We start from the raw sequence: 17,601 nt of genomic DNA, 5'->3' as shown, positions 1-17,601 counted from the left end.
TTTTTTGGATAGACAATGAGCAAACAACGCGTTTTAACTGGTATTACCACCTCTGGCACACCCCATTTAGGCAACTATGTCGGGGCGATCCGTCCGGCCATTGAGGTCAGTAAATCGCCAGAGTTAGAGTCCTTCTACTTTATGGCTGACTATCACGCTCTGATTAAGTGTCAGGATGCCGAGCGTGTCGAGCAGTCGCGCAAAGAGATTGCGGCCACCTGGCTCGCACTGGGGCTGAATACTGACAACGCGGTGTTTTATCGTCAATCCGATATCCCTGAAATCCCCGAGTTGAACTGGTTGCTGACCTGCATGGCGGCAAAAGGGCTGATGAACCGAGCGCACGCCTATAAAGCAGCGGTTGCCGCGAACGAAGAGTCCGGTGAAGATCCGGATTACGGCGTCACTATGGGGTTGTACAACTATCCGGTGTTAATGGCGGCGGATATTCTGATGTTCAACGCGAACAAAGTCCCCGTGGGGAAAGATCAAATACAACACATCGAAATGGCGCGCGATATTGCGGCGCGTTTTAACCACCATTATGGCGATCACTTTCAAATGCCAGAGGCGGTGATAGACGATAAAGGCTCTATTTTACAGGGGCTGGACGGTCGTAAAATGAGTAAGAGTTACAACAACACCATTCCATTATTTTTAACGGAAAAACAGCTCAAAAAACACATTAACAAAATTAAAACAAACCTGCTTGAGCCCGGAGAGGCGAAAGACCCGGATACTTCCACTGTGTTTCAGATTTGGGAGGCGTTCGCCAGCGCTGAGCAAACCGCTGAAATGCGGGCCAAATTCGAAGCCGGTATTGCCTGGGGTGAAGCAAAACGCGAATTGTTCGAGTTGGTCAATGGTCAGCTCGGCGAGGCGCGTGAAAAATACTTCGATTTGATGGAACGCCCCGCCGACATAGAAGACATCCTGCAGCAAGGCGCTGTTAAGGCGCGGGCCGAAAGTGCGCCTTTTATTGAAAAGCTGCGTCAGGCTGTGGGCTTGCGAAAGTTTTCTTAAAAGACTTATGCTGGGCCGGTTAGGGCACTGATAACCCGATAGATGCCACCTGTAAGTGCTGTTAGCTCAGACTCTGAGGTAATGTAAGGTGGCATGATGTAAACCAGCTTGCCAAATGGCCGGACCCAGATACCTTGCTCCACCAGAGCCGGTTGTATTTCGTTCATGGGCGGAGCGTAGCTCAGCTCAACCACACCGATTCCCCCTAACACCCTCACATCTTTCACATAGTTCAGTGTACGGCAGTCGGCCAGCTCGCGGTTGAGTTGGGTCTCGATGCGTTGGATATTGGATTGCCAATCGGAGGTTAACAACAAATCAATACTGGCACTGGCCACGGCACAGGCGAGGGGGTTGCCCATAAAAGTCGGGCCGTGCATAAAGACGCCGGCCTCACCGTGGCAAATGCCATCGCTTACCTTGTCGTTACACAGGGTGGCGGCGAGGGTCATATAGCCGCCGGTGAGTGTTTTTCCCAGGCACATGATATCGGGGCTAATGTTGGCGTGCTCACAGGCAAAAAGCTTTCCCGTCCGGCCAAACCCTGTGGCTATTTCGTCGGCAATCAGCAAGACATTGTATTGGTCGCACAGGGCGCGCACTTCGCGCAAGTATTGGGGCGAATACATCCACATGCCGCCCGCGCCCTGAACAATGGGCTCTAAGATGACGGCCGCCACTTCGTTATTATGCTTCGTTAATAACTGGCGAATACTGTCGAGATCGTGCGGGTTGAAGGTATCGTTAAAGCGGCTTTGGGGCCGGGCAGCGAATAGTTGTGGGGTAAGGTTCTGGCTGAATAGATGATGCATACCTGTCACTGGGTCGCATACGCTCATAGCGCCAAAGGTGTCGCCGTGGTAACCGTTTTTTAATGCAATAAAGCGATGTTTTTCGGGCAAATTTTGCGAGTGCCAATACTGCAGGGCCATTTTCATGGCCACTTCCACACTGACTGAGCCCGAGTCGGATAAAAATACTTTGTTTAACCCATTCGGACTTAAGCTAACCAGCTTTTCGCAAAGGCTAACCGCGGGCTCATGGGTCAGCCCGCCGAACATGACATGGCTCATGGCTTGGCTTTGCGTTAGCAGTGCTTGGTTAAGTTCGGGGTGGTTGTACCCGTGTAAGACACTCCACCAGGATGACATGCCATCGATTAGTTGGCGCCCATCGGTCAGGGTAAGGGTAGCGCCCTTAGCACTGGCTACGGGGTAGGTAGGAGAGGTGGCGGTAAATGAAGAGTATGGATGCCAGACGTGCGCCCGGTCCCGCTTTACTAGGTTGTCACTGTTGGTACTCATACGGCCTCATAACTGGAAAAAGCGCCAAGCTAAGGCTTTTAGCGGCGCTTGTCCAGTCCGTAAGGGCTGAGTTCTGTTAGCTAAAGCGCCGAACCAGTTCGCTTTGCCCTTGTGATAGCAATGCCATTTCAGAGTTCAAACGGTTAGTTTCATCCACCTGTCCCTGGACTTGCTCGGCCAGAGAGGTGATCGACTGTGTGTTTTGCTCGATATCCACCGCCGTGGCCGACTGCTCTTCGGCCGCTGCGGCTATTTGATGAGACATCTGGTCAATAGTGGTCACCGCAGAGGATATGGCGGACAGGGCCTGACTGACATTGCCCATTTCGTTAACACTGCGTTCCACTAAGTTTTGGCAGTCGGTCATGTTCTTTCCCGCCAGCCCAGTTGCATCGGTCAATTCGCTGATAATACTTTGAATATCTTCGGTGGACTCCTGGGTGCGCTGGGCCAGAGTGCGAACTTCATCGGCCACCACCGCAAAACCGCGCCCCTGCTCACCGGCGCGAGCCGCTTCAATAGCGGCATTGAGGGCCAGTAAGTTGGTTTGCTCGGCGACACCTTTAATAACGTCTACGACCGATGCAATTTTCACACTGCCTTCGGTTAACCGGTTGAGGACGGCCCCTAAGTCGCCCACCGTTTGCGATAGGTCGTCAATGGCGACCCCGGCTGAGCGGATTACTTGATTGCCTTTTTCCACCTCACTTAAGGCCTCGCCAGTGGCGCCCGAGGTTTGTGTGGCGCCCGAGGCGACCTCCTGTACGGCGATGCTCATTTGCCCCATGGCGTGTGCCACACCAGAGGTTTGTTGCTGCTGTTCGGTAATATGGGTGAAAGTTCGTTGAGCTTGCTGCTGTGATAGCTCGGCGTGCTGTCTCAGTTCGTCGGCTGACTCTTGAAACCGGCCCAAGGCTGTGCGGATACGAGATTTCTGCGCGAGTTGTGCTAGGCGTATTTCACCTATTTCGTCGCTACGGCCAGTATATATAAAGGCTGCAATAGGGTCGTGATGAATTTTTCTCGCTTCGATGAGAGCGTCTGAAATTAGCAACTTGCGGGTGGTTTGTGCGAGAAAAGCTAAAACAATACCAATCAAAGCCGCCCCTAAGTATTGCCCTGGACCTGTGCTTTCATTGATCGCTAAAAATACAGATATTAATATAAAACTAAAAACGCCTGATAATAAAGATAGGCCAAATTTCTGCCAAAGCTTTAACAGGGGGGAGCATAGACCTTTGCCCGCTTGTAATCGAGCATAGACCATTTCAGCTCGCTGTATCCATATTGGGTCAGATTTCACCCGAACCGACTCATAACCCACTATTTTACCGTGCTCGGCGACCGGAGTTACATAGGCATCTACCCAGTAATGATCGCCATTTTTACAGCGATTTTTGATAATACCCATCCAGGCATTACCTTTCTTGAGTGCCCCCCATAGCATGGCAAATGCATCTTTAGGCATGTCTGGGTGGCGCAGAATATTGTGGGGCTGATTGATCAGTTCGTCGCGCTCATAGCCTGCTATTTCACAGAAAGTATCATTGCAAAAGCGGATAGTGCCTGCCAAGTCAGTAGAGGATACGATTTCATCGCCCGCTTTGACAGGTACCTCTTTGTTGGTGACCGAGCCATTATTTCGCATGAAAAATCCTTGTCTGTCTCTTGTGGGGTTAACCCACTAATTGTAGTTCGTTTTTGGCGTCTAAAGTTTGATTCGCGTCAGTAATGTTAAGTAAATTAGACAGTTGGTTATTCAGTTGAATTCGAGCGCTCGGGGTCATGTCGGTAAACTCAAGACTCACTTGTGTGTGCCTGAAGGGTTCCCTAACTAAGCGTACAGATTTTACCTTGGCCTGACAGTTAACCTGTATCTGGTGGCTCAGGCGTACCTGGCACAAGGGCAGGTGTGCGTCGCGCCGATAAGAATGCAATTGATTACCTTTTAGGCGTAATCTCATTCCGCCCCCCGATATATTCACGATATTAGCTTCGGTGGGGGCGTTGCCTATTGTTCTGATGGTGGCTTTCAGTGAGTCGTAACCGGGCTCATATCGAAGCCAGCTGCGCCGTGGTCGGTATTCGACCTTGGAGGGCAGTAGAACTGCAATAGCGTTGCGGCTTTGACTTTGGTCGCTAATGACCGGAAGTCTCAGTGTGAGTACCTCGCTGTGCCTCTGATGTCGCAGGGTTAGGCTCTGCCCCTCCATTAATGCCAGAGTTGACGGGGTTAACTGATCGAGCCAAAGCATGCCCCGCTCGGTGTCCACGGCCAATATCATACTTTGAAAACTGGTGCCGCGATTGTCTATTAGAACCTCAAGCAGCTGGCGGGAGCGGCAGAGACTTAATAGCAGTTCATGGGATGAGCTTTCAGTTTTGAAAGAGGCTGACTTGTTTTGTGATGCAGTAATCTCGGCCTCGTGCGAGGTTCCTCGATCAGACAGTTTACCCAGAATTCGTTCCAACAGAGACATACCGCTTTCCTCAAACATTACCGTGCAATACTGTGACTCATTGAGTCCACACCAGTGCTAGAGCAAGCGCCATGCCATTAATGTCCAAAGTAGGCGCGATACGGGATTGCTGCTGTTGGGGCTCAAGCGCGGAGTGTGATTACGTTACTAAGCGGCACGGCATTGCCGCCAAGCGGCAAATTGGATTCCATCGCTTGGGCAAAAACCGTACAATGGCGGAATATATGAATCAATGGGTAAATATAGGGTATGAGTAAGGCTGTATCTGAGACTTCAGTGGCGGAACTGGATCGCAAAGAGCGTTTAGAGTTTAATAAATTGCAAAAGCGACTGCGTCGTCAGGTGGGTAGTGCTATTGCTGATTTTGAAATGATCAGCGAAGGCGATCGTGTCATGGTGTGTTTGTCGGGTGGTAAAGATTCATATGCCATGCTCGATATTCTATTAGGGCTACAAAAAACGGCCCCAATCAATTTCGAGCTTGTTGCTGTCAATATGGATCAAAAACAACCCGGATTCCCCGAGCATGTACTGCCGCAATATTTAGAGTCACTGGGTGTTCCTTACCATATTGTGGAAAAAGACACTTACAGCATCGTGAAAGAGATTGTTCCTGAAGGTAAAACCACCTGTGGGCTTTGTTCGAGACTGCGCCGGGGGACTCTATACGGTTTTGCTGATGAAATTGGGGCGACCAAAATTGCTATGGGGCATCATCGCGATGACATAATTGAGACATTATTTCTCAATATGTTCTACGGTGGCAAGCTGAAAGCCATGCCGCCCAAATTATTAGCTGACAACGGTCAAAATATTTTGATTCGTCCGCTAGCTTACTGTAAAGAGCGGGATTTGGAGCAATATGCTGAGATTAAACAGTTCCCCATTATTCCTTGTAATTTATGTGGCTCACAGGAAAATCTACAGCGTCAGGTAATTAAGGATATGCTGCAGGGCTGGGAAAAATCGCACCCCGGTCGTCTGGAAACCATATTTTCGGCTATTGGCAGCGTTGCCCCGTCGCAACTGGCGGACCGTCAGCTATTTGATTTTGCCGGCTTAACCCCAGTGTCCGGCAGTGAGCTTGAGCCGGGTGAGAATCAATTTATCAACGCCGTTCAAGTTCAGTAATATCTTGTCGCTGCTAGGTTGGCGAACTTGCACTATACTGTCTTTAATGTCTGCGTTTGCTGGGGTTTAGGTTGAAACTTGGATTAAGTTCGCCTTCTCTAGGCAGTCGCTAACTCACCACGGTATGGCATCGGTGAGTTAATGATCGCGCAATGGATTGCCCCAGCCGTACATGTCAGCGCGAGGTGGAGAGTTTGGGCTGTCGGAGTGCCCCGTTGAATTGCATCACCACATGAATCACTAACCCCATTTATTCAGCCACCGGCACTGGATTACACGCAATAATGAGACAAAAAAAGCCGTCTTTTTTTCAGGGCATCTCTTTTCAATTAGCTAAAATCGGCATTATTTTAGCGATATTGCTCAGCTTTTTTATCAGTGCGATACAGGTGTACATTGATTATCTTGCTCAATCCAAAGAATTAGATCAATTAATATACCGGGTGGCAGAAGTAGCCACACCTCCCGCCGCTAGAGCCGTACATACACTAGACGCTGATTTGGCCAATGAGGTTGTAAATGGCCTGTTAACCTATGACTTTATCTATCAGGTAGCTATTTGGGATGAGCGCGGCAACGTTTTAGCCCAAGCTGACAAGGCTCTAACAGAGTCGGATGTTACTTGGATGGGAGGGCTCTTCACCCATGATGATGCCTCTTATTCCTCTGATTTAATCGTGGCCGGCTACGAGCAAATGGTGGCCGGAAAAATCAGTTTTACGGTCGACAGAGACCGGGCATTGGAAAATTTTTATCGCCGCTCGGAAATAAACTTTTTTGTCAGTAGCTTTCGTAGCCTTATTCTCGTTGTGCTGTTGTTTGTCGCTTTCTATTTTAAGCTAACCAAGCCATTGGTGCAGCTTTCTCATGAAATTAACGAAATTGATCCTGATCGGCCTGGAGCTAAGCGGTTGACGACCTTAAAGTCGCATAAAGCCGATGAGCTTGGCACAGTGATAAACAGCAGTAATCAAATTCTCGATGTGATTGAGCTGTCACTTGCCAAACGTCGTGTAATTGAACAGGCACTTAGAACCAGTGAAGAACATTTACGTCAGATTGTCGATAGCTTGCCTGTCTTCATCGGCGCGCGAAATGCCGATGGCTACTATCTGTTCGCCAATAAAGCCCTAGCTGAAATGTTGGGTCACACCCCCGAGGATATGCGCAATGTGCATATCAGCGATCTATTAAAATCCTCTGTGCTCGATGTCGACACTGTTATCAGAGGCGATGCCCGGGTTATTAATAACGGCGAAGAAATCGACGTCGCGGAAGAAAGCTTTGTCAGCGCCAGCGGTGAGCAGTTATATCTGCAAACTCATATGATGCCACTGCAGTATTATGAGGAAGTGGTTTGTCTTGTGGTGTCTATGGATGTCACGGAAAGAAAACTGGCTCAGGCTAAAATGGAGCATATGGCGCATCACGATGCGCTGACCGGTTTGCCCAATAGGCTGCAGTTGGTTGAGCGTTTAGAGCACGAAGCGAGACGAGCCGTAAGGCATGGCTATTTTGGCGCTGTGCTGTTTATCGATTTGGATAAGTTTAAAAATATTAACGACTCTCTGGGGCACCCGGTGGGCGATTCAGTGTTGCAAGAGGTGTCGTCGCGTTTGCAAAGTGCTGTGCGAGAAGAGGACTTGGTTGCGCGCCTTAGTGGCGATGAATTTGTGGTGGTGTTGACGGTGCTCGACCATAACCAGGAAGTGGCAGCCTTAAAAGCGGGTGAGGTGGGCGAGAAAATTCGGGCATTAATCTCGCAAGCGTTTATTCATGAGGATATGGAGCTGCGTATCACTTGCAGTGTTGGGGTTGTCGTTTATCCCGAGAAAAATAATGTTGTGCATGAGCTCCTGCGCTACGCCGATACCGCTATGTATCAGGTGAAAGAAAAAGGGCGCGACGCGATTGAATTTTTTAACGAAGATATGGCCGATAAAGTCAGTCGGCAGTTAGTGATGGAGGGTGAGCTGCACCGGGCGCTTGAGGAAGAGCAGTTTGTATTATATTTTCAGCCCAAGGTAGATGTGCAAAGCGGTGCAATTGTCGGTGCCGAAGCTCTGTTGCGTTGGTTTCACCCCGAGCAAGGCATAATTTCACCGTTTGAATTTATTCCGGTGTTAGAGACATCTGGGTTGATTATTGAGGTCGGCCAATGGGTGTTAGAGCAAGCCTGCGACGTTGTGCAAAAATGGAGTAAGGCGGGCTTGTGGCACAAAGGAATGCAGCTGAGTTTAAATATCAGTCCGCGGCAGTTTCGTCGCGACAGTTTTGCCTCCGATGTTATCAAAACAATAGAGCAATACAATTTGCCTGATCAAACCCTCGATATGGAAATTACCGAAGGGATAGTCATTCAGCAAATAGAAGAAGCGATTGAAACCATTACCCTGCTAACGCAAAATGGTATCAGCTTTTCACTGGATGATTTTGGCACCGGGTACTCATCCATCAGTTATTTAAAACGGCTGCCAGTTACCACTCTTAAAATTGATAAAAGCTTTATTCGCGACATTATTGATGATCGCAATGATCGGGTTTTGGTGGAAACTATTGTGACCATGGGGCGATTGTTGGGCTTAGGCCTTGTGGCTGAAGGGGTGGAAAACAGTGCCCAGCTGGATATCATAAAGTCCTATGGTTGCCATTATTACCAAGGCTTTTACTTTAGCCCACCGGTGCCGGCGGATCAGTTTATTGCATTGCTCGAAAAGCGCCCGAGCAAATAGGTGACCGCCGTCTCGACCCGTAAAATACGCGGGCCTAGTGAGATTCCGGTAAAGCCGCGCTGCTCAAAGGCATCAATTTCTTTATCCAAAAAACCGCCCTCGGGGCCAATTGCAATCACACTGGAGTCGCTGACATTATGGGGGCTGTGCTGCCGGGCATAGGGGTGGGCAATAAAACCTTGGCGCTCACCGAGAAAGTCTTGCAGTTCGTCTTCAATAAAAGGGCGAAAGCGCTTCGCTTGATGGATAGCCGGCATCCGGGTATCCCGGGCCTGCTCTAACCCCAATATCAACTCTTCCCTTACTTTGTTTTCGCGCAATTGAGGTGTCTGCCAATAACTTTTATCCACACGGGCACTTTGCAGCAATATCAGCTCTTTTACCCCAAGCGTACTGATGGTTTGCAAGATACGTTTCAGCATAGGAGGGCGGGGCAACGCTAAAATAATACTGATGTTCGACGCCGCTGGCGGCTCTTGGGTGAGCGACACCGACATGGTCACCGAGTCGGAACCCAGCTCAATGACCTGCCCAACACCCGTTTGACCATTGATTAAGCCAACTTTTAAAGTGTCCCCGGCGCTGATGCGCTGAACCTGAGTAATATGCCGAACCCGGCGTTCATCGCGCAGTGTGACGGTATTGTCGCGGCTGAAATCACTGGGGAATAACAAGATTAAATTCATAGTTTAAGGACAGAGGGCAGGGTGGGTAAGTTGGCGCCCCGGAGACGATTCGAACGTCCGACCTGCCGCTTAGGAGGCGGCTGCTCTATCCAGCTGAGCTACCGGGGCCTGTCGCTCCTGTGGAGCGAGGCGCCCATTGTAGAAACTTTAGCGGCTAAAGCCAAGTTGTCTTAGGCTTTTACCGCATTACCACTGTTGACTGATCTTGTGGTGACGCCTTTGGCGTTGTACAAATTATCACCGGCAGACTTACCTTTTACCAAGTCTAATATTCGACTTAGCGTTTGTTGTGAGCGGTTGATTAATTTGCCGTTTTTGGTGTTTTGTTGGTTGCATTGGGTAATGACGGATTGTATCTCCTGCCATTTGGTAATCAAGGGTGTCAGCGATGGGGTAGATTGCATATATTCCAACCAACCATCGCTGTCGTTAGCCAGCCCCAAACTCAGCAATAAAGAGGTTCGTTCTCTGGCGTGAGCATCCAGAACATTGAGGTGTTCGGCTTTAACGCTAAGGGTGGATTCCAGCTCGGTATGTTGTCGGTTTTTCAGCAGCTCGGTTTCGCGCTGCAAAAGCTCCAGTAGGGCCTTGGCGGCGGCAAGGTCATTGTCTAGCATTTGCGAGACAAGTGAGGGGTTAACTGACATAGTGGGCACCTATGGTAAGTCGAAAAAAATGGGTAAGTCGAAACTGTACGAAACCCTAAGGCTGCAGTTGGCTCAGCCCTAGGGTTTAACCGATAAGGTCGTCCTGAGACAGAATAGCTTCGGCCAGCCGTTCGGCGTTTATTTCAAAGCGCCCTTCGGCAATCGCTTGCTTTATTTCGGCGACTTTGTCGCTGTCCACATCGGGAGCCGTATCAACGGCTTCTTGCAGGCGGCTTAGCGATTGCGCCTCGGCGCTCAGTACCACTTGATCAGTGGCCGGTTGTGGACTTGATGGCGCGCCGCTTTTTCCCTCGGATTTCGTTGAGAGGGGGGCGCTGCCACTGGAGCGTCCGGTTGTCGCTGTACCCGGTTTGTAGGTATTGCTTGTGTCAATAGCCATATGCTTAATCCAACTTTAAAAGGTCAGTTATAACCTGGTGCCCATACCAGATTGCCAAAGGATATACCTCTCGCATAGCTGCTATCGGCCGTCTGTATTATAACTTTAGCGATTATTTACAATAAATTTCTGCCTGTGGCTTAAGGATTAACCTCGACCCGGCCAGTTGCCACGATATTGGCAGTCACGATACGCTGCGATGATAAATTACGTACCCGTATTTGTTCGCCTACCCGACCGCTACCCAGTGCTTCCGCCCGCGTGTTAACTCCGATAACGCCATTGGAGGCCGCGAGGGTGATGATATCCCCCCGGTTAATCGCCAGTGGTATTGTCAATATTCCGTCGCGCAAGGGTTCTCCGGCTTCTATATTGCGTCGAACCTCCTTTCCTATTGCATCCGAATTGTCGGTAAAGTAACCACTTCGTAAGTTAGAGCTATTCATTCGACTCTCAGTAAGATCCGATTCTACTAAAATGTCTCCGCGACTCAAGGCTTTACTGGCGACAACGATATTCTGGAAAACATTCACCTGAGCTCCAATGTAAATGCTCCACGGCGCAGCGCTTAAACATTGAGTTTTCACCGTAATAGCACCGCCATTGTGGGTTAAATCTCTGACCTCGAAGTCTAGTTGGGAGGGGCAGTGGGCGAGTCGCAATCGAGGGTCGAGCCTATTAACGGTAATTTCTACGGCATCAAATCGATTTTGATAGTAATCTTGAAGGTATTCTTTGGTGGCCAACCGCAATTGCTGCAGATCGTGCGGTGGGTTGTGGCCGGCTTCATTGGCAGCAGACACTAAGGAGACAAACCCCAGTGCGACTGTATAGCCTAAATTGACGCAAAAAGTACGTAGGCGGCCCATAGTTGTCCTATTCTATAAACACAGTGGCAATAAACGATAATCTGGGCTGAGATTGAGCCTATACTCAATGCAGTAGGCGCCAGATGACACATAATTAACGGGTTTTATTAAAGAGTGTCAAAAAATAGCCGTTAATAAGAGTTAAATACATATAAGTGGGGATACTGCAAGGAATGTGCCTTCGCGTCTAGCGCATAGGAAGGGAACCGCTTTAAATTGATGGCGATGTAAAACTGAGGCGAGAATATGGCAGGTGTACTCGATAGTGTTAACCAACGAACACAGCTGGTGGGTCAAAACAGATTGGAGTTATTGCTGTTTCGTCTGGCTGGAAGGCAAACCTATGGCATCAATGTTTTTAAGGTAAAAGAGGTTTTGCAGTGCCCCAAGCTGAATGAGATACCCGGGCGCAGTGGAGTAGTGCGGGGCGTGGCTCATATTCGCGGCGGCACGATGCCAATAATGGATATGAATCTGGCTATTGGCCGCAAACCGCTGGAGAACATCGAAGAATGTTTTGTCATTATCACGGAGTACAATCGAACCTTACAAGGCTTTCTGGTTCGTGCGGTGGAGCGTATTGTTAACATGAATTGGGGTGATATTCATCCACCGCCCATGGGGGCCGGCAAAGAGCACTATTTAACCGCTGTCACCGAGGTTGAGGAACGCCTGGTTGAAATTGTCGATGTTGAGAAAATTCTTGCCGAAGTTACGCCTGTCGATGAAACAGTGAGTGAAGGTATTTTTGAAGACGGGTTAAGTGAAAGGGTGGTGAAGCGACATATTCTTATCGTGGATGATTCCACCATTGCCAGGAAACAAATCCAAAGGGTTGTGGAGTCTATGGGCATTGCCACCACCTTGAAAAAAGATGGTCGGGAGGCTCTCGAATACATCAATGGCATGATCGAAGAGGGTAAAGACCCGTATCAAGAGCTGATAATGATCATCTCTGATATTGAAATGCCGGAAATGGATGGCTATACCTTTACCGCTGAGATACGTGGTAACCCTAAACTAAAAGATATGTATGTGGTGCTGCATACATCGCTTAGCGGTGTTTTTAACGCGGCCATGGTGGAAAAGGTTGGCGCCAATGACTTCTTGGCTAAATTCCATCCCGATGAATTAGCTAAGCGGGTGAATGACAGGGTTTTGGCGATCACAGGGGAAGACCTGCTACAAGAAAGTGGTAATGAGTAGTAAGGCCTTTATATTCAATTAGATAGGTTGCTTATTTAAAGTGGTTTGTTGTTTAGTGGTTGTTAAGGACTGATATGAGTAGCCCGATTAAATCTTCACATACTCTGGAGCAGGTAGAGTTTGATCAGTTTAGGGTGTTTCTAAAAGACGCTTGTGGTATAGCCTTGGGCGAAAATAAGCAGTACCTAGTGGCCAACAGGGTTCGGCGGCTGCTAGAAGAGTATAACCTGCCAAACTTTGCCGAGTTGGTGAAGGCACTCAAAATGAATAGTAACCGGCGCTTACGCGATCAGGTTATTGACGTTATGACCACCAATGAAACTTTTTGGTTTCGCGATGGTTACCCGTATGAATACTTAAAGAATGTTCTCCTGCCCGATCTTATGGCCCCAGCTAATAAGATGTATGGTCCGCTCCGGATTTGGTCGGCGGCTTGCTCTTCGGGCCAGGAACCTTACTCGCTGAGTATGATTGCCGAAGAGTATAAGCGGAAATCCATGGGTGCCTTGGCTCGGCCTGTGCAGGTCGTGGCAACCGATCTTTCGTCGATTGTGCTTGAGCAGGCAAGGCAGGGAATGTATGACCGATTATCAGTTATGCGGGGTCTGTCGGTAGAACGTCGTAATCAATTTTTTACCACAATTGATGCCAATAATTGGCAAATAAACCAAACCGTACGGGAGCGGGTCGAATTCCGCCCACTCAACTTGATGGATTCCTACGCGGCGCTGGGGCGTTTTGATATTGTTTTTTGCCGCAATGTCTTGATTTACTTTAATGCCGAGCTAAAGCTTAAAATCCTGCAAAAAATACACGCCAGCTTAAAACCCGGAGGCGTTTTGTTTCTCGGTTCATCCGAAGGCGTAGGCGCAGCCTCGAATTTGTTTGAAATGGTTCGCTGTGAGCCAGGTATCCTCTACCGGGCTATTTAACAATTTATAGCTTTCGATTAAGCGGCAAAGGCGGTAAGCCTTTGCCGCTCTTGTCCTTACATTCTTACCTCTGCAGTACCCGTTTATATTTCAATCAAAAATAAAACTCAATAAAATCAATGAGATATTAGATATTTCTAGGTTTGGCATGGCCTGTGCTTTATTGCTTGTGACGCTAACGCAACGAGGCAATCATGGCAATTTCTTTCGATCAGGCACTGGGTGCATTTGAACCGGCTCTTAAACTTCGCTCACAGCGGGCAGAAGTTCTGGCCAACAACTTAGCGAATGCTGATACCCCAGGCTTTAAATCTCGAGATTTTGATTTTCATAGTGCCTTGGCTAAGGCTGCCGGAAACATGCCCGGAGCCTTAGCAAAAACGGACGAAGGCCACCTGAATATTCATGGCAGTTCCAGCGGTAGTCCTGGTTTGGACTACCGCACGCCACATCAACCATCGGTTGATGGTAATACCGTCGAAGATCAGGTTGAACACGCTGAATTTATGAAAAATGCGTTGGAATTCCAAACCAGCTTTATGTTGCTAAACAAAAAATTTAAAGGCCTGAGCAAGGCTTTGACCGGACAGTAGGAGTAATACCATGGGGCTCAATACTATTTTTGATGTTGCCGGTTCTGGCATGAATGCTCAAAGCCTGCGCCTGAACACCACCGCTAGCAATCTTGCTAATGCACAGTCGGCCAGCTCCAGTGCCGGAGATGTTTATCGCTCACGTCAACCCGTGTTTGCCGCTGTCGCTAAAGACACCTTAGGCACTAACCGTCTTGAAGCTATTGGTGGCGCGGATCGCGATGCCAGTGCTGGGGTAACCGTCTTGGGTGTGGTTGAAAGCGATGCTCCCTATGAGCAGCGCTACGAACCAAACCACCCTTTGGCGGACGAAGAGGGCTATGTGTATTACCCCAACGTCAATGTGGTGGAGGAGATGACTAATATGATTTCGGCATCTCGTTCGTTTCAGGTCAATGTTGAAGTGATGAACGCTGCCAAGCAGATGGCCCAGCGCGTACTCACATTAGGACAGTAAGGAGTCTGCCGTGACACAAGTAAGTAACGACGGAACCTCAGCGGCCAATATTCTCAGTAACCTGAGTATTGCGAACAAAGAGCCGGAAGAGGCAAGCAATGAATTAGGGCAGTCGGCTTTTTTAGAGCTCATGATTACTCAAATGAATAATCAGGACCCTTTGAGCCCTCAGGAAAATACTGAATTTATTGCCCAATTGGCTCAGTTTAGTTCGGTTGAGGGGTTGGAGCGACTCAATGGCCAGTTTGAGAGTTTCAACGGCAACTTTATGTCGAATCAAGCACTGCAAGCCTCATCGCTGGTTGGGCGGTCAGTTTCCGTACCAACGGATACGGCGCTGCTGACCAATGGCGGCATTGTTGCCGGCTCTTTGAATCTGGAGCAGTCGACCAGTGCTATGGAAATTAATATCTACAGCGAGGGCGGCTCACTGGTGGGTAAAGTACCCGTCGATGGGCGTGAAGCGGGTGATATGGTTTTCCGCTGGGACGGTCAGTATATGGAGGTGGACGGTGAGCTTGTCGACTGGAGTGCCGGTGAAGAGCCTCTACCGCCGGGGGAATACCGAATTGAAGTCAATGCCATGATCGATGGCGAAGCTGAACAGCTGGAAACCTCACTGGGTGCCAATGTTAATAGCGTTACCCTAGGTAATGATGGTTCGATCACGCTTAATTTGGCAGGGGTTGGCCCTGTCGACATTAGCCAAGTAACTCAATTTAATTAATGCCAAGCGGCTAGTTTCTAAAGGAGAAACGGACCATGCCATTTAACGTTGCGCTTAGCGGTATCCGGGCCGCCAATACTGATCTTGAAGTCACCGGTAATAACATCGCCAATGCCAGTACTACCGGCTTTAAGACTTCACGTGTGGAATTTGGCGATGTTTACGCAGGCTCCTTACTCGGTAGTAGTTCAAACGCCCCAGGTAGTGGCGTTAATTTACTAAAAATTCGCCAGCAATTTGGTCAGGGCAACCTGAACTTCACTGAAAACCAGTTGGACTTAGCCGTAAGTGATGCAGGCTTTTTCGTGGTTAGCGATCAGGGGGAGCAGCTCTACACGCGTTCGGGTGCTTTTGGCCTCGACAGCGAAGGCTTTATCGTCACCAATACGGGAATGAATTTACAAGGTTACAGTGCCGATGATAATGGCAATGTAAGTGGTACGCTGAGCGATTTACAGGTGGATGTAAGCACACAGGCGCCGCGCCAAACCACAGGTGTCGAGGCCACTTTAAACTTGAATGCTAATCAAAGTGTATTGGAGTCCGTCGGCTCAAGCTTCACGACAGACGGTTCAGCAATCGGAGTTGCCCAGGTTGGCATTAGTGATGCCACGACCACTACGATGAACCTAGGGGCTGTGGCTGTACCGATTGACTTTGCCGCTAACCCAACGACTTTTGATGTCACTTTGGCCGGCTCCACACCAGCCTCGGGCAATGGAACGTTGAGTTTAGTTATTGACTCTTCTACCGCAAACTCAGTGCAAGATGTTGCCAACCTAATCAATAGTGCTATTTTCAGTAGCCCGACCCCGATTAACGTTCAGGCGTTTGCCAACGGCGGCAACCTTGAGCTGCGTGATATCAATGAAGGTGTTTCTAGTACTGTTACGCTAGGCGCGGTGACTGGGGCAAACGCGTTGTCTACCGCGATGACCGGTGCGCCGGCGTCGGTAGCAGGGATCGCCAACGTCGACAACGGTTATCAATCGCAGACGTTAGAAATTGAAGGTCCAAGCGGCGGCTCAGTGACTTTCAATTCGGAGGATGGAGCCTCTGCAGCACAGACCGCATCGGAGCTTAATTCATTGGCTGGTGTCACCGCCTCCGCAACGACCGAAGCGACAGTACAATCGGGCACTTTGGATAACACCAATAGTAATCTGACGTTAAACGGTGTGTTGCTTACCTCCAATACTCCAGCGAATATTGCGGCAGAAATAAACGCCTTATCTACCTCGACTTTGCCTGGTGTCACCGCTGAGGTTAATACAGCCGGTGATTTGGTGATAACCTCGAGTGTTGGAACGGATTTAAGTTTTGCCTTTGACTCCGACGTGAACGCCACGCCTGGTGTGCTTGATGTGATCGGCCGCTCAGGTACCGGGGTGCAAAGCTTGACCGGTATCAATGACGGCCTAGTGATCGGTGGTGAAGTGTCGATTGTGATGGAAGAAGGTTATGTCATTGCAGATAGCGTGCCGGCGGTAGGTAATTTATTTGCTCCGTTGACGGCGGCAAGCTTTACTGAGGTGCCCATTAACTCTTTTGACCCTAATGATCAGGCCACCTATAACCACGCCACCTCTGCCACGGTCCACGACAGCCTGGGCAACCCTCATACAATGACGCAGTACTTTGTTAAACAGCCATACGATCCTGCTGACGCCTCTACCTCGCCCAACCACTGGGTAATGTATGTACAGGTTGATGGTCAAGAAGTCGGTGACCCAGATCCAACTTTGCCGTCTCCAGAGAACACTTTGCCAACTCGAGCCTCTTACAATGTGCATTTTAACGAAGACGGCAGCTTAAATGAGTCGTTAACGGATACAATGCTGGTTTCTAACTGGACGCCGGTTGATGATGAAGGTAATGAAACCGGATCACTGGGGCCGTTAAATGTGTTGCAAGGTGGGGTGGTGCCTGTGGTTGAGCCGCCTTCAAGTTCTAACTTTTTGATTGATTTGGCGGGCTCTACCCAGTTTGGTGCTGAGTTTGGGGTGGAGCAACTGGATCAAAATGGCTATACCACTGGTCGGCTGGCAGGTTTGGACGTTAGTGATAGTGGCATTATCTTCGCCCGTTTCACTAATGGTGAAGCCCAGGTGCTGGGTCAGGTTGCACTGGCAAACTTCAATAACGTCGAGGCACTCAAGCCTGCAGGCAATACCATGTGGGCGCAAACCTCCGATACTGGTGAGGCTGTTATTGGTGCTCCTGGTACGGCCTCTCTGGGGACCATCAACTCGGGGGCTCTGGAGGAGTCGAATGTGGACTTATCAGAGCAGCTGGTAAATTTGATTATTGCCCAGCGTAACTTCCAGGCCAGTGCCAAAACCATCGAAACGGCCAACCAAACTACACAAACTATTATCAATCTGCGCTAACAAAGCCAAACAAGCGGCAAATAA

16 protein-coding genes and 1 tRNA gene are annotated in these 17,601 nt (G+C 49.3%); 9 read left to right on the top strand and 8 right to left on the bottom strand.

What is annotated here, in order from left to right:
• Positions 1-15: 15 nt before the first annotated feature.
• Positions 16-1,023: a tryptophan--tRNA ligase gene (locus tag Q4526_RS13405; protein WP_215977587.1), complete on the top strand. Its 1,008-nt coding sequence runs from the start codon at positions 16-18 to the stop codon at positions 1,021-1,023.
• Positions 1,024-1,028: 5 nt separating this feature from the next.
• Here the strand turns inward: Q4526_RS13405 and bioA are convergent, their stop codons facing one another.
• The 3 genes from bioA to Q4526_RS13390 form a co-directional block, all read right to left on the bottom strand.
• Positions 1,029-2,327, bottom strand: a complete 1,299-nt coding sequence (gene bioA / locus Q4526_RS13400) for an adenosylmethionine--8-amino-7-oxononanoate transaminase (RefSeq protein ID WP_215977586.1) — start codon at positions 2,325-2,327, stop codon at positions 1,029-1,031.
• Between the two features lie 76 nt (positions 2,328-2,403).
• Entirely contained in the window at positions 2,404-3,975 is a 1,572-nt protein-coding gene (locus Q4526_RS13395) for a PAS domain-containing methyl-accepting chemotaxis protein (protein WP_215977585.1), read from the bottom strand.
• Positions 3,976-4,003: 28 nt separating this feature from the next.
• The gene (locus Q4526_RS13390) at positions 4,004-4,807 is read right to left on the bottom strand and encodes a flagellar brake protein (protein ID WP_215977584.1); all 804 of its coding nucleotides are present in this window, start codon (positions 4,805-4,807) and stop codon (positions 4,004-4,006) included.
• Between the two features lie 276 nt (positions 4,808-5,083).
• On the opposite strand from Q4526_RS13390, the gene ttcA reads away from it, so the two are divergent.
• Both ttcA and Q4526_RS13380 read left to right on the top strand, forming a co-directional pair.
• On the top strand, positions 5,084-5,938 hold the full coding sequence (gene ttcA / locus Q4526_RS13385) for a tRNA 2-thiocytidine(32) synthetase TtcA (protein ID WP_215977779.1): 855 nt from the start codon (positions 5,084-5,086) through the stop codon (positions 5,936-5,938).
• Between the two features lie 284 nt (positions 5,939-6,222).
• Complete coding sequence (locus Q4526_RS13380; protein ID WP_215977583.1) at positions 6,223-8,670, top strand: bifunctional diguanylate cyclase/phosphodiesterase; 2,448 nt, start codon at positions 6,223-6,225, stop codon at positions 8,668-8,670.
• Here the strand turns inward: Q4526_RS13380 and Q4526_RS13375 are convergent.
• From Q4526_RS13375 to flgA, 5 genes are all read right to left on the bottom strand, one after another.
• Positions 8,631-9,356, bottom strand: a complete 726-nt coding sequence (locus Q4526_RS13375; RefSeq protein WP_215977582.1) for a 16S rRNA (uracil(1498)-N(3))-methyltransferase — start codon at positions 9,354-9,356, stop codon at positions 8,631-8,633. The genes Q4526_RS13380 and Q4526_RS13375 overlap by 40 nt on opposite strands.
• A 31-nt stretch (positions 9,357-9,387) precedes the next feature.
• A tRNA-Arg gene (locus Q4526_RS13370) sits at positions 9,388-9,464 on the bottom strand.
• A gap of 62 nt (positions 9,465-9,526) precedes the next feature.
• Complete coding sequence (locus Q4526_RS13365) at positions 9,527-10,003, bottom strand: flagella synthesis protein FlgN (protein WP_215977581.1); 477 nt, start codon at positions 10,001-10,003, stop codon at positions 9,527-9,529.
• An 85-nt stretch (positions 10,004-10,088) separates the two neighbouring features.
• Positions 10,089-10,403, bottom strand: coding sequence for a flagellar biosynthesis anti-sigma factor FlgM (gene flgM / locus Q4526_RS13360; RefSeq protein ID WP_215977580.1), 315 nt, complete (start codon positions 10,401-10,403; stop codon positions 10,089-10,091).
• A 140-nt stretch (positions 10,404-10,543) separates the two neighbouring features.
• On the bottom strand, positions 10,544-11,272 hold the full coding sequence (gene flgA, locus Q4526_RS13355) for a flagellar basal body P-ring formation chaperone FlgA (protein WP_215977579.1): 729 nt from the start codon (positions 11,270-11,272) through the stop codon (positions 10,544-10,546).
• A 246-nt stretch (positions 11,273-11,518) separates the two neighbouring features.
• Here flgA and Q4526_RS13350 point away from each other — a divergent pair, with 246 nt between their 5' ends.
• The 6 genes from Q4526_RS13350 to Q4526_RS13325 all read left to right on the top strand — a co-directional run bounded on the left by Q4526_RS13350 (position 11,519) and on the right by Q4526_RS13325 (position 17,577).
• Positions 11,519-12,478, top strand: a complete 960-nt coding sequence (locus Q4526_RS13350; protein ID WP_215977578.1) for a chemotaxis protein CheV — start codon at positions 11,519-11,521, stop codon at positions 12,476-12,478.
• Positions 12,479-12,552: 74 nt separating this feature from the next.
• Positions 12,553-13,410, top strand: coding sequence for a protein-glutamate O-methyltransferase CheR (locus Q4526_RS13345; protein ID WP_215977577.1), 858 nt, complete (start codon positions 12,553-12,555; stop codon positions 13,408-13,410).
• Positions 13,411-13,604: 194 nt separating this feature from the next.
• Positions 13,605-14,003 carry a flagellar basal body rod protein FlgB gene (gene flgB, locus Q4526_RS13340; protein ID WP_215977576.1) on the top strand — a complete coding sequence of 133 codons (399 nt, stop codon included), beginning with the start codon at positions 13,605-13,607 and terminating at the stop codon, positions 14,001-14,003.
• Between the two features lie 10 nt (positions 14,004-14,013).
• Complete coding sequence (gene flgC / locus Q4526_RS13335; protein ID WP_215977575.1) at positions 14,014-14,460, top strand: flagellar basal body rod protein FlgC; 447 nt, start codon at positions 14,014-14,016, stop codon at positions 14,458-14,460.
• Between the two features lie 10 nt (positions 14,461-14,470).
• Complete coding sequence (locus Q4526_RS13330; RefSeq protein ID WP_215977574.1) at positions 14,471-15,187, top strand: flagellar hook assembly protein FlgD; 717 nt, start codon at positions 14,471-14,473, stop codon at positions 15,185-15,187.
• Between the two features lie 35 nt (positions 15,188-15,222).
• On the top strand, positions 15,223-17,577 hold the full coding sequence (locus Q4526_RS13325) for a flagellar hook-basal body complex protein (RefSeq protein WP_215977573.1): 2,355 nt from the start codon (positions 15,223-15,225) through the stop codon (positions 17,575-17,577).
• The last annotated feature ends 24 nt before the right edge of the window (positions 17,578-17,601 follow it).

The sequence above is a fragment of the Gilvimarinus sp. 2_MG-2023 genome, assembly GCF_030547685.1.
In the GTDB taxonomy this organism is placed as follows: Bacteria; Pseudomonadota; Gammaproteobacteria; order Pseudomonadales; family Cellvibrionaceae; genus Gilvimarinus.
Note: the sequence above shows the minus strand (reverse complement) of the source record. Positions and strands in the feature narration are given on the sequence as shown.

Coding starts and splice junctions, on each gene's coding strand:
- Q4526_RS13405 (WP_215977587.1), top strand. CDS start 16: ATGAGCAAACAACGCGTTTTAACTGGTATTACCACCTCTGGCACACCC.
- bioA (WP_215977586.1), bottom strand. CDS start 2,327: ATGAGTACCAACAGTGACAACCTAGTAAAGCGGGACCGGGCGCACGTC.
- Q4526_RS13395 (WP_215977585.1), bottom strand. CDS start 3,975: ATGCGAAATAATGGCTCGGTCACCAACAAAGAGGTACCTGTCAAAGCG.
- Q4526_RS13390 (WP_215977584.1), bottom strand. CDS start 4,807: ATGTCTCTGTTGGAACGAATTCTGGGTAAACTGTCTGATCGAGGAACC.
- Q4526_RS13380 (WP_215977583.1), top strand. CDS start 6,223: ATGAGACAAAAAAAGCCGTCTTTTTTTCAGGGCATCTCTTTTCAATTA.
- Q4526_RS13375 (WP_215977582.1), bottom strand. CDS start 9,356: ATGAATTTAATCTTGTTATTCCCCAGTGATTTCAGCCGCGACAATACC.
- Q4526_RS13365 (WP_215977581.1), bottom strand. CDS start 10,003: ATGTCAGTTAACCCCTCACTTGTCTCGCAAATGCTAGACAATGACCTT.
- flgM (WP_215977580.1), bottom strand. CDS start 10,403: ATGGCTATTGACACAAGCAATACCTACAAACCGGGTACAGCGACAACC.
- flgA (WP_215977579.1), bottom strand. CDS start 11,272: ATGGGCCGCCTACGTACTTTTTGCGTCAATTTAGGCTATACAGTCGCA.
- Q4526_RS13350 (WP_215977578.1), top strand. CDS start 11,519: ATGGCAGGTGTACTCGATAGTGTTAACCAACGAACACAGCTGGTGGGT.
- Q4526_RS13345 (WP_215977577.1), top strand. CDS start 12,553: ATGAGTAGCCCGATTAAATCTTCACATACTCTGGAGCAGGTAGAGTTT.
- flgB (WP_215977576.1), top strand. CDS start 13,605: ATGGCAATTTCTTTCGATCAGGCACTGGGTGCATTTGAACCGGCTCTT.
- flgC (WP_215977575.1), top strand. CDS start 14,014: ATGGGGCTCAATACTATTTTTGATGTTGCCGGTTCTGGCATGAATGCT.
- Q4526_RS13325 (WP_215977573.1), top strand. CDS start 15,223: ATGCCATTTAACGTTGCGCTTAGCGGTATCCGGGCCGCCAATACTGAT.